Below are 14,506 nucleotides of genomic sequence, written 5' to 3'. Positions count from 1 at the left end.
TTTTTGCCAAGATGAAGAGGGGGGCGGCGCGTTATTGTGCTGTCTCCGCCAGGCTGCGGCGGTAGTCGCGGGGCGTGGTTTCCATCACCTCGCGGAAGGCGGCGTTGAAGGCCGAGAGGGAGCTGTAGCCGGTGTCGAGCGCGACCTGTGTCACGGGGGCATCGGTGGCGGCCAGGAGTTCGACGGCGCGGATGATGCGCAGCCGCCGCAGCGCCTCCCGCCAGGTCATGCCCATTTCGCTGGCAAAGCGGCGGGCGAGGCTGCGGGAGGACAGGCCCACGTTGCGGGCGATGGTTTCGAAATCGGGCGCCTCGGCAAGCTGAGCTTCGGTGAGGTCCATGGCGCGGATGAGGGCGGTGCTTGTCGGGCGCGGAAGGGAGCAGCGGCTGGGCGTGGCGGCGAGGCGGGTCACCTCGGCGGCCATCATGGTGAAAAGGGTTTCGGCATAGGCGGTCTGAGGCGCGTCTTCGGTCCAGGGGCGGGCGGCGGTGGTGAGTTCGCGCGCCAGCGGGGACATGTCGAAGACGGTGACCGGATGCGGGACCGTGAGCATATCGGGGGCGAAGAGGGTGGAGGCGGTGGTGAGCCGGGTGAGCAGCGTGACCTCGATCTGGGCCCCTGCGCGGATCAGCGCGGCCCGGGCGGGGGGCAGCGTCCAGCGCCGCCCCTCTGCCTCCAGCCGCATCACGCCGGAGAGGGCATAGAGAAGATAGTGCCGCTCCATCAGGAAGGGCGCGGGGGGCGCCGGGTCGAATGTGGCGTGAAAGCAGTAGGCCGGGGGTGTCATGCGGTCAGTTTATGACCTCAAGCCTCTCGGCGTGGAAGCGTTTGCTGACCGGCGGTGCGGTCATGAGGGGGCGCAGGGTGGTGCCGGAATTTTTGAAAGCGTCGGAGGCGAGGTAGGCGTTGAAGGCCTCTTCGCTGTCCCATTCATGGAGGACGCCGATTGTGGTGGCATCCTCGGGCAGGGCGAAGGGGCGGAAGGTCAGGCAGCCGGGCATGGAGCGGACCGTAGAGGCCTCTGCCAGCAGGGTGTTGACCGCCATGGCGCGCTGGTCAGGTGCGACGGTAAAGGTAAGATGGGCGATGAGCATGTCTGTCTCCTGTCGGGGGGGCATGTAGGGAGAATATGGCGGCGCGGGGTGTCCGGTCGCCCGTGGGTCTGACATTGATAGGCGCGGGCCGGACAGAATGGCCCGGGAAAGGGAGAGAGATGAAGCTGGATGAGGCAATGGCGGAGCGGCGGTCGATCCGCGGGTTTACGGATGAGCCGGTGAGCCGGGCGCTGATGGAGGAGGTGCTGGCGCTGGCCAATCTGGCGCCCTCGTCGATGAACACGCAGCCCTGGCATTTCCATGTGCTGTCGGGCCCGGTGCTGGAGGCGGTGCGCAAGGGCAATACGGAGCGGATGCTCGCCGGGGTGCCGCCCTCGCGGGAGATTGCGGCGCATGGCAAATACGAGGGCGTACACCGGGACCGGCAGGTGGAGATCGCCAAGCAGCTGTTTGCCGCCATGGGCATCGCGCGGGAGGATGCGGAGCGGCGGCAGGACTGGGTCATGCGCGGCTTCCGCCAGTTCGATGCGCCGGTGTCTGTCGTGGTGACCTATGACCGGGCGCTGGAGGAACACGGGCCCATCGGGATATTCGATGCGGGGGCGGCGACCTATGGGCTGGTGCTGGCGGCCTGGTCGCGGGGGCTGGGCGCGGTGATCAATGGGCAGGGGATCATGCAGTCGCCGGTGGTCCGCGAATGTGCGGAAATCCCGGAGGATCAGGTGATCCTGACCTGCGTGGCGCTTGGCTGGCCGGATGAGGGGTTTGCGGCGAACAATGTGAAATCGCTGCGCCGGGAGGTGGCGGAGAATACGACCTTCCAGGGGTTCGACAAAGACGGGCAGGGGCGGCGGATCAGCCGGTCGTGATGGTGACGGCGGGGGCGGAGCGGGCGGTGACCCGCTCGTCCAGCTTGGCCTCGATATTGTTGCCGTCTGGGTCGAGCAGGAAGGCGGCGTAATATCCGGGATGGTAGGGGCGCAGGCCCGGCGCGCCGTTGTCGCGGCCACCGGCGGCGAGGCCCTGCGCATGGAAAGCGTCGACGGCGGCGCGGTCACGTGCCTGAAAGCAGAGGTGCAGCCCCGTGGTCACCGGGCCGCCGGGGTTGGCGGCGGTGATGTAGACCTCGTCGAGGTTGATGGCGCCGTCGAGCACCTCGATCTCCGCGCCATGGCCGAGGGCGGTCCAGATGGCGCGGTAGAAGCGGTGGGAGGCCGGTGCATCGCCCACCCGGATATCCAGATGGTCAATGAGCCGGCCGAGGCGATAGATCACTCCGCCGCCTTGGACATGGCGGGCCAGCCGAGGGTGGCGGCGAGGCGCTGCTGCGCGGCCTCGTATTCGCTGGCAAGGCGGTCGATCATCTGGGCGGCGGGGACCACGTCGCGCACGGCGCCGATGCCCTGGCCGGAGCCCCAGATGTCCTTCCACTTCTTGGCCTTGGAGCCGTCGCCGGAGCCGAAATTCATGGTCGACGGATCGGAGCGTTCCAGCGCATCCGGATCCATGCCCGCATTGGCGATGGAGGGTTTGAGGTAATTGCCCCAGACGCCGGTGAAGAGGTTGGAATAGACGATGTCCGACGCGCCGTTTTCGGTGATCATCTTTTTGTAGCCATCGGCGGCATTGGCCTCCTCCGTCGCGATGAAGCAGGAGCCGGCATAGCCGCCATCCGCACCCATGGCCTGAGCGGCGAGGATCGAGTCGCCCTTGGCGATCGCGCCGGACAGGAAGAGCGGCCCGTCGAACCATTCGCGAATTTCCTGCACCAGCGCCAGCGGCGACAGGGCCCCGGCATGGCCACCAGCCCCGGCGGCCACGGCGATCAACCCGTCGGCGCCCTTGTCGATGGCCTTGTGGGCGAACATGTCGTTGATGATGTCGTGCAGGACGATGGCACCGACGGAATGCGCGGCCTCATAGACCCAGGGCTGCGCGCCCAGCGAGGTGATCCAGACCGGGACCTTGTGCTTGACGCAGATCTCCACGTCGCGTTCCAGCCGGGCGTTCGATTTGTGCACGATCTGGTTGACGGCATAGGGGGCGGCGGGGCGGTCGGGATTGGCCTGATTATGGGCGTCAAGCTCCTCGGCGATGCGGGTCAGCCATTTGTCCAGCTCGATCTCCTCGCCTTCCTTTTCGCGCGCGTTGAGCGCGGGGAAGGAGCCGACGATGCCCGATTTGCACTGGGCGATCACGAGGTCGGGGTTGGAGATGATGAAGAGCGGGCTTCCGATCAGGGGGATCCGCAGGTTCTGGAGTTGGGCTGGCAGCGTCATGTCTTTAGGTTCCTCCCTCAGGCGCGTTGCGGCAGTGTGCGACCGGCGGGGCCGGAATGCAATTGCCTGCATGTGCATGTTTTTGGCAGGTCTCGGTCGCGCTGTCACGGGGGGCGTTACGTAAAGGTCAGGCTTGCGCGGACCCGCGTCCGGGGGCAGCGTGGCGGTCATGAGTGAGGTGCATGTCCATTCCGTCGAAACCCCGTTCGGGCCGTTCAGTCTGCGAGAGGCGGGCGGGGCAATCACGGGTGCCGGTTGGCGGCAGATGACCGGTGCCGCCCCGACGCCGCTGCTGGAGGAGGCGGGGCGGCAGGTCGCGGCCTATTTCGACGGGCGGCTGGAAGTGTTTGACCTGCCGGTTCACATCGAGGCCTCTGCGCTGGTGCAGGCGGTCTGTGCCTGTCTGATGGCGATCCCCTTTGGCGAGACGCGAACCTATGGCGATCTGGCGAAGGAGCTGGGACAGCCTGCGCAGGCCGTGGGGCAGGCCTGTGGCGGCAATCCGATCCCGGTGATCGTGCCCTGCCACCGGGTGTTGTCCGCGACGGGGCTGGGCGGGTTTTCGGCGCCGGGCGGGGTGGAGACGAAGGTGGCGCTGCTGCGGCTGGAGAAGGCGGCGGGGCTCTTGATCTGAGGGTGCCTCAGCGGCCCTCTTTGGCCAGCCGGGAACCCAGGTTTACAACTGAATAGAACAGTCTTTGCGGGTCCTGGATCGTGTCGATCAGTGGATACAGCGTCATGCTATCGGCAAGTGTCTTGGCGTCGCGGAGGCTGTCGGTAATGCTGTCGTCGCGCCGTGGATGCGTGATCCCAGACAACATGGACAGGGCCAGGTGCATTTGGCCGCGTCGGGTGAAGGCTTTGGCAAAATGTTCCAGGTCGGATTGCGTTAGTGGCAATGACACGATGACATCCTGAAGCTTGTCCGCACGGGCGCTGTCACCGCAATTGTCGAGCTGGAATAGGAGAGTGCTGGCATTGTATCGCCAGGAACGCCCGGCCTCGACATCCTGGCCAACCTGGTTGATCGCGGCCCGCAGAAATTCGATGCCGTCCTGTTTCCGGCCCCACCGGCACAGGGTGCCTGCGATGCTGATATTGTTCTCTGCCGTTTTGGTCTTCCAGCGCCGGTTGACAAAATCTGCCGCCTCCGCGTCCCGACCGGTTTCCAGCAGCGTATCCAAGACCCATGAATAAGTATCGCTCGGGTCTTTGCCAGTCAGCCGCGCATATCTGTGGAGATAGGCCAGCGCGGGCTCCAGCCCTTCGTAGCGGTTCAGCAGATAGACGGCACGTCCTGGCCGGGCGTCTTTTGGCGGGGGGCTTTGCAGATGATAGGCGATCTCCTGATAGGCGCGCAGGGCCCCTCCTTCGGTTTCAGCCATCCGGACATAGTCGTAGCTGGCTTGAATCGCGGTTTTGCCGGTGTTGCGCTTGGCTATGGCCAGCGCGGTAGACTGCAGGTACCTGCGGACCTTGCGCGGAAAATTCGCGTATCTGCTGTCCTTGTCTGCGGACGTGAACGCCAATGAAAGTAAAGCAAAATTTCGGTCGCGGTCGTCCTTGGCGGCGGCAAAGGCAGCCTCGACGATATCCAGCCTGCCTTTGCGGGCGGCCAGTAACGCAATATTTCGCAGGGCGGAGGGACGGTCGGAGGCAGGCAGGGTGTCGCGGATATAGCGTTCGGCGCGACGCAGATCCTCGCGTCGGATCAGATGGACCAGGTAGCTGGACCTGATTGCGCGGGCCAGTTCGGCGTCACCGCGTTGCTGGGCGAGCACGGCCGTGCGCACCAGCAGATCCTCCGCTTCGTCCCGGCGCCCCATGTCGCGCAACAGGCCGGCGATGGACAGGACAAAAGATCGTGGCGTGATCCGACCGGGGTTCTGTTTGAACAGCGTGCGGGCGTATTCCAGCATGCATTGCGATGTCGGCGTCAGTGTGCAGCTGCGCACAAGGGGGCCGTCGGCAGCCGTGGTCGGGGTGGGACCGGCGGTCGCAACCGCAAAGGCGAGAAGGCAGGCAGAGAGCAGCCGAAAGGTCTTGGTCATCGGGCCCTCCGGCCGGGAAAACACTTAGGTCGTTGCAAATTGAGGATGAGAATGGCCGAAGGCCGGGCCTGTGGCAAGTTTTGCGCGGACCGGCCTGTGATCGTGAGCCGCATCATACAAAAGGCCCGGCGGTGAGGCCGGGCCTTGATCGGGCTACACTGGTCAGTGCCAACCCTTCGCGAGTTAGCCTGTCGGTTGCCCAGTTTCGGTTCAGACCGCCTTCAGGTCCGGCTTTTTGGCTGCCGTCTTGCCGCGCGAGCGGGTCTTGGCAGGGGCCTTGCCGGCATTGGCGTCGATGAAATCCAGCACCAGCGGGCGGATGTTGTTCCGCCAGGAGGAGCCGGCGAAGATGCCGTAATGGCCAGCGCCGGGTTCGAGGTGCGAGGCCTTCATGCTGTCCGGCAGGCCGGTGCAGAGATCGAGCGCGGCAACACACTGGCCGGGGGCGGAGATATCGTCATTCTCGCCTTCGACCGTCTTGACCGCGACATTGGTGATCGCCCCGATATTGACCTTGTGGCCGTCCACGACGAATTCGTTATGCGCGATCTCGTTCTTCTGGAAGATACGCTCCACCGTGGTCAGGTAGAATTCCGCCGTCATGTCCATCACGGCGAGATATTCGTCGTAGAAGCGGTTGTGCTGGTCCTGATCCGAGGCCTCTCCGCGCATCTCGCGCATGATCTGGTCCTGGAAGGCCTTGGAGTGCCGCTCTGCATTCATCGAGATGAAAGAGGTCAGCTGCAGCAGGCCCGGATAGACCCGGCGACCGATGCCCTTGTAGGACATGCCGACGCGCTGGATCATCGTCTCTTCCAGCTGGCCCATGGTGACGGAATGGCCGAAATCGGTCACTTCGGTGGGCGCGGCGGCGGTGTTGATCGGGCCGCCGATCAGGGTCAGGGTGGAGGGCTGGTTCTCAGGTTCCTTCTCTGCCAGATAGGCGGTGGCGGCGAGGGTCAGCGGCGCGGGCTGGCAGACGGCGATGACGTTCACATCCGGCCCCAGCTCCTTCATGAAATCGACGAGGTAGAGGGTGTAATCCTCCACGTCGAACTTGCCTTCGGAGACGGGGATGTCACGGGCATTGTGCCAGTCCGTAATATAGACCTCTGCATCGGGCAGCAGCGACACGACGGTCGAGCGCAGCAGCGTGGCATAGTGGCCGGACATCGGCGCGACCAGCAAAACCTTGCGTGCGACCTCTTCCCGGCCCTGGACGTTAAAGTGGATCAGGTCGCCGAAGGGGCGCTCGACCACGGTGTCTATCGACACGAGGTGGTCGCGCCCGTCTTCACAGGTGACGGAATGGATGCCCCAGCCGGGCTTCGCAATCATCCGCTCGAAGGACCGTTCCGTGACCTTGCCCCAGGCCGCGAGCCAATGCAGGGCCGGATTGGGCACCAGAGCAAAGGCGGGGTAGGAGGCCATCGACAGGGCCGTCGCGCCGAGCCACTGGTTGGTGTTGCGGATCGACTCCATTAAATCGTAAGTTGCCATATAGCGCATGAGCGTCTCCCGGCAGTGAGGTTCGGGGCAGCCGTGTGTTGATCCGTCTCCGGCGGCTATTGTCGGGTCCGACAGCGTCGCGCGGCGGATCATGCTGCGTAGCAGCGAGACTAGGGGGGAACAGCCGTTATGGCAACTGATGATGAGTCAAACGGTAAAAATTCCGATATGCGTGACACTGAAACCATGCGGGAGGAGGCGCAGGCGCTCACCCGCATGCAGGAAAATCTCGACCGGATAGATGCGCTGGTTCAGCGGCTGACCTCCGCGATGAGCAAACGCAATCCGGTCCATGCCGCGCTGAACGCCCCCGATCCGGAGGTGTTCACCAAGGCCGCCGGTGCCTGGTGGCAGGAGGCCATGCAGAATCCGGCACGCATTTTCGAACATCAGGCCACGTTCTGGACCAAATCGGTGCAGCATTATCTGGAGGCGCAGCAGGCGCTGGCCTCGGGGCGTCTGACTGCGCCCGAAGATACGACACCGGATGATCCGCGCTTTTCCAACCCTTTGTGGAAATCGCATCCCTGGTTCAATTTCATCAAACAGCAGTACATGCTGAATGCCGAGGCGATCCGCGCCGCCGTCGCCGATGCCGAAGGGCTGGACGAGACAGAGCGCAAGCGGCTCAGATATTTCTCGCAGCAGATCATCGATATGATGGCTCCGACGAATTTCCTGGCGACCAATCCGGATGCGCTGGAACGCGCGGTCGCGACCGAGGGTGAGAGCCTGGTCAAAGGGCTGGAAAATCTGGTCGCCGATATCGAGGCCGCGGATGGCGAATTGCAAATCCGGCTGGCCGATACCGATGCTTTTCACGTCGGCGATAATGTCGGGTCGGCCGAGGGGAAGGTGGTCTATCGCAACCGGATGATGGAGGTGATCCAGTATGTGCCGACAACAGAGAAGGTGCATGCCACCCCGCTGATCGTCTTTCCGCCCTGGATCAACAAATTCTATGTGCTCGACCTCAAGAAAGAGAATTCCTTCATCCGCTGGGCGGTGGATCAGGGGATCACGCTGTTTGTCGTGTCCTGGGTCAATCCGGATCGGAGTTATGCGGCAACCGGGCTCGAACAATATGTCGAAGAGGGCTATCTCACGGCTGTGCGCGAGGTCAAAGCGATCACCGGGCAAAAGCAGGTCAATGCGATCGGATACTGCATTGGCGGCACAACGCTTGCCCTGACCCTTGCGCTGATGAAAAAGCGCGGCGATCGGTCGATCAAATCCGCGACCTTCTTTACGGCGCTGACCGATTTTTCAGATCAGGGGGATTTCACGCCCTTCCTGCAGAATGATTTTGTCGACGGAATTGCGGCGGAAGTGGAAGAGCAGGGGATCCTGCGCAGCCATATCATGGCGCGCACCTTTTCATTTCTGCGGTCGAACGATCTGATCTACCGCCCTGCAATCCGCAGCTACATGATGGGCGAGGCGCCGCCGGCCTTTGACCTTCTGTATTGGAACGGCGACGGAACTAACCTGCCCGGCAAGATGTGTGTGCAATATCTGCGGCGGCTGTGTCAGGGCAATGAATTCGCAACTCAGGGCTTTGCAATGCTGGATGAGGTTCTGCACGTGTCAGACGTGACCCTGCCGGTCTTTGCCGTCACCTGCGAGACAGATCATATCGCTGCCTGGCGTGCCTCTTACAGTGGCGTGCAGAAAATGGGGTCGCGGGACAAAACGTTTATCGTGTCGCAATCCGGGCATATCGCCGGCATCGTCAATCCTCCGTCCAAAAAGAAATATGGCCATTACACCAATGAGGACCTGACGCTCGGCCAGGACGATTGGCTGGCCGGCGCGACATTCCATGATGGCAGCTGGTGGCCGCGCTGGTATGACTGGATCGCGCCGCGCTCCGGCCGGATGGTCAATGCCCGGACGCCGGGCGATGCGACTCACCCCGCGCTTTGCGATGCGCCCGGAGATTACGTTAGGGCACCTCTGCCGGCGTGAGGCACCTCAAGATCCGGGTGGCATCCATCGGAAAGCACTGAAAAATTCTGCGCTGCAGCAAAACTTCTTGATTTTCTGCGTCGCAGCATCCATATTCCTTCTCGGAGACGCAATACGGGGGCGAATGGTTGCTCCCACCCGCCAGAGAGAGGAAAGATCGATGGCTACCACTCAAGATTTTACCACCATGATGAAAGATATGATGGGCGCATTCCCCGTCGACACCAAAGCGTTTGAAGAGGGCTTCAAAACCCAGGCCGCTCTGGGCGAGAAACTGTCCGGTGTCGCGCTGTCCGCTGCCGAACAGTCCAGCGAGCTGTCCTCCAAATGGACCAAAGACACGCTGTCCAAAATGACCGAGCTGGCCAAAGTGAAATCCGAGCCCGCCGACTACGCCAAGGCGATGTCCGATTTCGCAACCGCTTCTGCTGAAATGGCTGCCGAAAACCTGGCCGCCTTTGCCGAGATCGCGAAGAAGGCCCAGACCGAAACCGTCGACCTGATGATGGCTGCCGGCAAGGACATGGCCGAAGAAGCCTCTGCCACCATGCAGAAGGCCACCAAAGAGACCACCGCCGCTGCCAAAAAGGCCGCTGCGAAGTAATTCTCGCCGCACCCGCTCCTCCCTCAGGGTGCGACAGTTAGGGCGGGTCCTTCGGGGCCCGCCCTTTTCTTTGTGTTGTGGGCCCGAATGATCGTCCGTCTGCCGGGGGATGCTCAAATCGCTGGGTGTGGGTATGACTTATGTCTCATGTGATCCGGGCGATTGCGGTGGCAAGGTATATGCTCTCGCCCAAGAAATCCGGCACGTCAGAACAATCCCTGTTGCCGCCGCGACAGGAAAAAGCCGTGGCCGCTCTGATTGCGGCAGGTCAGGCCGGTCTTTTCGGATGTGCAGCGGATGGGCCCGAAATCGGCGGATTGGCCGTAGCCTGCGATATTCGTGTAGGTCGATTTGCGGGGGCGGTAGCTGGAACAGCTCATCCGTGCCGGACCTGTGCCGTCCATTTCGAACGTATGCCCCCAGATACCATTGCAATTGCCCGGTTTCGGTTGCAGGGGGGCGCCGTTGAATTCGACAATATTGCAATCGATCGCCCCGTCGATCACGGTTCCGTTGCAGTAAATATTGCCCGAGGGCGTGCGGAAACCATAGCCATCGGCGAGGGCTGCTCCGGGCAGCAACAGAAATAGCAGTGCAATCATACGCATGAATTATTCCTTTCTGACTCTGTGGACCGCTCTGTCGGGAGCCTATCGGAAATGCTGTCCCCAGGCGGTTTTTGCAATTTTCAATGTCAGATCACGCGGGCTGTACCATTTCAGTTCAACGGTCACGCTGGTTTGATCGACGGCCGTAATCACCCCGGGCGTGCCTTTGGGCAATGAGGGCGGCGCGGCATTGGACAGGGGCTTGACGTGAATATTGCCAGTAATGCGCAGGGTCTGGGTCAGGCTGACCTTGTCGCCTTTTTTCGGCGGCAGGAAAGGCGCGCTTTTGCCGGCCTGCTGAGAGCAATAATCCCAGTGTGCGCAGATAATTTTCGGTGTGTAGCGCTCCACGGTTTTCTTGATGAACCGGGCGGCCACGCTGTCTTTGTTTCTATAGTCCAGAACGAAACTGACCGACCTGGCCTGCCACTGCCGCGTGATCCTTGCCGCACAGACCATGTCCATTTCGCCGTCGATCGACTTGCAGGCCGAGAGCAGGTCGCTTTCAAATACTTTCAGCGCACCGCTGGCCTCCGCCGCCGCATTGCCGATATCCTGCCCCGTACTTACGGCGATCTGCAGCCTGTTGATTGATTTTTTCAGCCCATCGGGGATGGTGCCGCCCATGGCTTCGATGTCTCTGAAGAACCGCTTTATGTCCCCGATCTGCCGTTGCATTTTCTGAAGATCTTGATCGGTCACAGGCATTGTCCCGCCCCCCCTAAAGCTGCGCCCCTAACGGGGCGGCAGAGGATAAAATCTGGCGGTGGCGATGGCCGGAATAGATCGGGTGCAACCGCTGCGCCGTTTGGAATCGTATTATAATATGTGTCCAACTCTGTGCGGGGCGGCGGCTTTTCACAATAGTTATTCCGTCCGCCCAGCAGGGGTGCTACCTGACTGACAAGCTGATGCGCATGTCCGTGCGCGCCTTGCAGGAGACATTGATGCAAGCGATTTCCGACATGTCCGAACTGGAGGGCCTCTACGGGGAGCCGGTCAGGCGGTCCATTGATAAGGTCTTGACCCGTCTCACACCGAGCTATCAGCGCTGGATCGCGGCCTCGCGCTTTGTGATCCTCAGCAGTGTCGGGCCGGAGGGTACCGATGCCAGCCCGCGCGGTGACGATGGCCCGGTTGTGCGGATCCTCGATGACCGCACTGTCCTCCTGCCGGACTGGATGGGGAATAACCGGATCGACAGCCTGCGCAATATCGTGCGCGATCCGCGGGTCAGTCTGATGTTCATGGTTGTGGGAAATATGAACGTGGTCCGCATCAACGGGCGGGCCATCGTGACGCGGGACAGTGCCGTCCTGGCTTCATTTGACCGGAGGGGCAAGCAGCCGCGTACGGTTGTCGCCGTCACGGTCGACGAGGTCTATTTTCAATGTGCCAAGGCGCTGATGCGCGCCGGGATCTGGGGGGGCGGGGACGATAGTGCCACCGTACCGACAGCCGGCGACTTTGTCCGCGAGGTCGATGCGGTCTTTGACGGTGAAACCTATGACAGAACCTATGCGGAATATGCCAAGCCCCGGCTGTGGTGACGGCAGCATGAGCCGACGGCCGCTGCCGTATGGTTCCGCCGCGGAAGGTGGAAAACCTTTTACAAATCAAAGCCGGGCGCCTAGGCTGTGCTGCAGTGCTGCATAGGGAGGGATGGCCTGTGGCTGACACCGACAAACCGCTGCTGATCAAACGCTACGCCTCGCGTCGACTGTATAATACCGAGACCAGCGATTACGTGACGCTGGAGGATATCGCGGGTTTTATCCGGGACGGCCGGGAGGTGCAGATCGTCGATCTCAAGTCCGGGGATGATCTGACGCGGCAATATCTGCTGCAGATTATCGCGGAACACGAAAGCCGGGGCGAAAACGTTCTGCCGCTTGGCGTTCTGACCGATCTGGTGCGCAGCTATACCACGCAGGCGCAGTCTGTGGTGCCGCAGTTCCTGGCCCAGAGCTTTGACATGCTTCGTGAAAGCCAGTCGAAGATGATGGAAAACATGACGGCGATGAACCCGATGGCGAAGATGCCGGGGTTTGAAGCGCTGCAGGCCCAGCAGGAAGCCTTCCTCAAGGCCATGACCTCGGGCATGTCCGGCTGGACCTCCGGCGGTGATGCGGGCGCGCGCCCGAAGACGTCAGAGGATGCCGACGATCTGGATACGATCAAGCGGCAGCTGGCCGAGCTGCAGGGCAAGCTCAACAAAATGAGCTGAGGGAATGCAGTCAAGCCCGGGCCGGATCACGCTCTGGGGGATCGAGGTTTTTGTCGCTGCGGTGGAGGAAAAATCGGTCACCGCGGCGGCCCGGCGGCTGGGGGCCAGCGCCTCGGCCGTATCGCAGCAGCTGACCAATCTGGAGACGGCGCTAGGCGTGACCCTTCTGGTCCGCAATTCCCGTCCCTTGACGCTGACACCCGCCGGTGAGGCGTTCCGCCGTCGTGCACAGTCCATTCTGAACGAGGCGGCGCAGGCGCGGGCCGAACTGGCGGTGGCCGGCGGGCCGCTGCGGCGGTTGCGGCTGGGGATGATCGACGATCTGGAGGCGGATGTGACGCCAAGTCTGCTGGTGCGGCTGGCGGATCGGCTTGAGGGCTGTCAGTTCCTGCTGGATACCGGGGCGTCGCACTGGCTGATCGATCAGCTGGAGGCCGAGGCGCTGGATGCGATCGTCACCGCCGAGATGGGCCCGGCGCCGTCCTGGGCCGAAGTGCATCCGATATTGTCAGAAGGCTTTATCGTCGCGGCGCCGAAAGGAATGGCCGATCCGGCGCAGCCGCTGTTGCCGCAGCTGCAGCGCCATCCGCTGATCTCCTACACGACGCGGCATCATATGGGGCGGCTGATCGCGACGCATCTTGCCCAGCAGAACCTCACGCTGACCCACCGGTTCGAGCTGGACAGTTATCATGCGATCCTGGCGCTTGTCGGGCGTGGCATGGGCTGGACGATCCTGCCGCCGCTGGCGCTGATGCGGGCGCGGCGCCTGATCGGGACACTGGATCTGATGGAGCTGCCCTTTGCGCCGCTGTCGCGCCGGATTGTCCTCATGGCGCGGGACGGTGTGCTGGAAGAAGTGCCCGGCACGATCCTTGCGGAATTGCAGTCGCTGCTGCAGGAGGTGGTGATCGCCCCGGCGGTAGAGGCCTATCCGCATCTCAGCGCCAATCTGCGTCTGCTCTGATCCGGCCATGCCAGCCGGCATTGCGTGGGCTGGCCGGCGCGCGTGGTCTCACCGGCGCAGCATCAGTCTTTCCAGCCCATGGAAGTGGTAGCTGTCGGCATAACGGGGCGTCTCGGTCAGCCGGAGCGTGGGGCAGCTCCGGAAGAGGGCCGGGAGGGCCATCCGCAGTTCCAGCCGGGCCAGTGGCGCCCCGATACAGAAATGCAGCCCGCCGCCGAAACTGGCGTTCGGACGGGCCGGCCGCGTCGGGTCGAACCGGTCCGGGTCCGCCCAGACCTCCGGGTCGCGATTGGCCGCGCCCAGCAATAGCGCCACCTGATCGCCGCGCCGGAAGGTATGCCCGTCCAGCTGCACCTCTTCATACGCCCAGCGGGTGAACATGTGCAGCGGCGGGTCATAACGCAGGATTTCCTCGACAGTGGTGTCGATGGCATCCGGCGCGGTGGCATCCAGCGGGTCCAGACCGGAGGACAGCAGGGCGGCCACCCCGTTGCCGATCGTGTGGACCGTGGCCTCGTGCCCGGCATTCAGCAAAAGCACGCAGGTCGCGATCATCTCGTCGGTAGAGAGCCGTTCGCCGTCTTCCTCGGCGGCGATGAGCTCGGTGATCAGGTCGTTTGCGGGGCGACGGCGGCGGCTGTCGATATAGCTGCGCAGGTAGTCCGAGAACTCGGTCGCGGCGCGGGCCGCCGCATCTTCGATCTGCCGGTTCCGGCGGGCCTGGTACATGGCGACCATGGTGTTGGACCAGCGCAGAAGGTCGGGCGCCATATCCTCCGGCACGCCCAGCAGGCGGGCGATGACAATGACCGGAAGCGGGGTGGCGAAGGCGGGCAGAAGATCGGTGTCGCCCTCGGGCAGGGCCTGCGCCAGCCGGGTGGCCAGCGCCTCGATCTCGGGGCCGAGGGCGGCGATGCGGCGGGAGGTGAAGGCACGCAGGACGAGGTTTCTGAGCCGCGTATGGGCGGGCGGCTCCAGCTCCAGCATGGAATGGTCGTCGATGGCGTAAAAAGGCGCCAGGTGGTCCGGCACGGGTTCGGCCAGTTCCGCCGGGACGGCGCGGCCGAACCGGCGGTCGCGCAGAATGGCCTGGACGGCGGCATGCGAGACGGCGGCGGTCATGCCGTAGTCTTCCCAGTAAAACAGGGGGCCGGTCGCGCGGGCGCGGTGGTAGAAGGGGTAGGGGTTCTGAACGAAGGCCGGATCCGTCGGCGACTGGCTGAGGCGATGCATGGGCG

Annotated in this window: 16 protein-coding genes; 7 read left to right on the top strand and 9 right to left on the bottom strand. The window is 63.2% G+C overall.

The features are described from left to right. Positions 1–31: 31 nt before the first annotated feature. Together ACRARG_RS04370 and ACRARG_RS04365 are read right to left on the bottom strand one after the other, a co-directional pair. Positions 32–787 (bottom strand): AraC family transcriptional regulator, encoded by a 756-nt coding sequence (locus ACRARG_RS04370; protein WP_432688761.1) that lies wholly within the window; start codon positions 785–787, stop codon positions 32–34. Positions 788–791: 4 nt separating this feature from the next. Continuing rightward, positions 792–1,094 (bottom strand): putative quinol monooxygenase, encoded by a 303-nt coding sequence (locus tag ACRARG_RS04365; RefSeq protein ID WP_432688760.1) that lies wholly within the window; start codon positions 1,092–1,094, stop codon positions 792–794. A gap of 119 nt (positions 1,095–1,213) precedes the next feature. Here ACRARG_RS04365 and ACRARG_RS04360 point away from each other — a divergent pair, with 119 nt between their 5' ends. Continuing rightward, a complete protein-coding gene (locus ACRARG_RS04360) occupies positions 1,214–1,924 on the top strand; it encodes a nitroreductase (protein ID WP_432688759.1) in 711 nt (236 codons plus the stop codon). Here the strand turns inward: ACRARG_RS04360 and ACRARG_RS04355 are convergent. Beyond that, entirely contained in the window at positions 1,911–2,330 is a 420-nt protein-coding gene (locus tag ACRARG_RS04355; RefSeq protein WP_432688758.1) for a VOC family protein, read from the bottom strand. The two genes, ACRARG_RS04360 and ACRARG_RS04355, sit on opposite strands and share 14 nt — an antisense overlap. Continuing rightward, positions 2,327–3,334 (bottom strand): NAD(P)H-dependent flavin oxidoreductase, encoded by a 1,008-nt coding sequence (locus ACRARG_RS04350; protein WP_432688757.1) that lies wholly within the window; start codon positions 3,332–3,334, stop codon positions 2,327–2,329. The genes ACRARG_RS04355 and ACRARG_RS04350 overlap by 4 nt, the downstream gene beginning before the upstream one ends. Positions 3,335–3,503: 169 nt before the next feature. On the opposite strand from ACRARG_RS04350, the gene ACRARG_RS04345 reads away from it, so the two are divergent. Continuing rightward, a complete protein-coding gene (locus tag ACRARG_RS04345) occupies positions 3,504–3,968 on the top strand; it encodes a methylated-DNA--[protein]-cysteine S-methyltransferase (protein ID WP_432688756.1) in 465 nt (154 codons plus the stop codon). 7 nt (positions 3,969–3,975) lie between these two features. Here ACRARG_RS04345 and ACRARG_RS04340 read toward each other — a convergent pair whose 3' ends face one another. Continuing rightward, positions 3,976–5,169, bottom strand: coding sequence for a hypothetical protein (locus tag ACRARG_RS04340; RefSeq protein WP_432688755.1), 1,194 nt, complete (start codon positions 5,167–5,169; stop codon positions 3,976–3,978). A gap of 426 nt (positions 5,170–5,595) precedes the next feature. Continuing rightward, positions 5,596–6,894 carry a polyhydroxyalkanoate depolymerase gene (gene phaZ, locus ACRARG_RS04335; protein WP_432688753.1) on the bottom strand — a complete coding sequence of 433 codons (1,299 nt, stop codon included), beginning with the start codon at positions 6,892–6,894 and terminating at the stop codon, positions 5,596–5,598. 168 nt (positions 6,895–7,062) lie between these two features. On the opposite strand from phaZ, the gene ACRARG_RS04330 reads away from it, so the two are divergent. Beyond that, entirely contained in the window at positions 7,063–8,862 is a 1,800-nt protein-coding gene (locus tag ACRARG_RS04330; protein ID WP_432688751.1) for a PHA/PHB synthase family protein, read from the top strand. A 160-nt stretch (positions 8,863–9,022) separates the two neighbouring features. Further along, positions 9,023–9,466 (top strand): phasin family protein, encoded by a 444-nt coding sequence (locus tag ACRARG_RS04325; protein ID WP_432691314.1) that lies wholly within the window; start codon positions 9,023–9,025, stop codon positions 9,464–9,466. Between the two features lie 206 nt (positions 9,467–9,672). On the opposite strand, the gene ACRARG_RS04320 is transcribed toward ACRARG_RS04325, so the two are convergent. Next, positions 9,673–10,074, bottom strand: a complete 402-nt coding sequence (locus ACRARG_RS04320) for a DUF6636 domain-containing protein (protein ID WP_432688750.1) — start codon at positions 10,072–10,074, stop codon at positions 9,673–9,675. A gap of 42 nt (positions 10,075–10,116) precedes the next feature. Beyond that, positions 10,117–10,776, bottom strand: coding sequence for a hypothetical protein (locus ACRARG_RS04315; protein WP_432688749.1), 660 nt, complete (start codon positions 10,774–10,776; stop codon positions 10,117–10,119). Between the two features lie 245 nt (positions 10,777–11,021). Between ACRARG_RS04315 and ACRARG_RS04310 the strand changes: the two genes are divergently transcribed. The 3 genes from ACRARG_RS04310 (at position 11,022) to ACRARG_RS04300 (ending at position 13,268) form a co-directional block, all read left to right on the top strand. Next, the gene (locus ACRARG_RS04310) at positions 11,022–11,624 is read left to right on the top strand and encodes a pyridoxamine 5'-phosphate oxidase family protein (RefSeq protein ID WP_432688748.1); all 603 of its coding nucleotides are present in this window, start codon (positions 11,022–11,024) and stop codon (positions 11,622–11,624) included. A gap of 119 nt (positions 11,625–11,743) precedes the next feature. Beyond that, positions 11,744–12,301: a polyhydroxyalkanoate synthesis repressor PhaR gene (phaR, locus tag ACRARG_RS04305; protein ID WP_432688747.1), complete on the top strand. Its 558-nt coding sequence runs from the start codon at positions 11,744–11,746 to the stop codon at positions 12,299–12,301. Between the two features lie 4 nt (positions 12,302–12,305). Next, the gene (locus ACRARG_RS04300; RefSeq protein ID WP_432688746.1) at positions 12,306–13,268 is read left to right on the top strand and encodes a LysR family transcriptional regulator; all 963 of its coding nucleotides are present in this window, start codon (positions 12,306–12,308) and stop codon (positions 13,266–13,268) included. 48 nt (positions 13,269–13,316) lie between these two features. Here the strand turns inward: ACRARG_RS04300 and ACRARG_RS04295 are convergent, their stop codons facing one another. Beyond that, positions 13,317–14,501: a cytochrome P450 gene (locus ACRARG_RS04295; protein ID WP_432688745.1), complete on the bottom strand. Its 1,185-nt coding sequence runs from the start codon at positions 14,499–14,501 to the stop codon at positions 13,317–13,319. Positions 14,502–14,506: the final 5 nt, after the last annotated feature.

The organism is Pseudooceanicola profundi (assembly GCF_050897955.1).
Classification (GTDB): Bacteria; Pseudomonadota; Alphaproteobacteria; order Rhodobacterales; family Rhodobacteraceae; genus Pseudooceanicola.
This window is presented reverse-complemented; position numbering and strand designations above follow the sequence as displayed.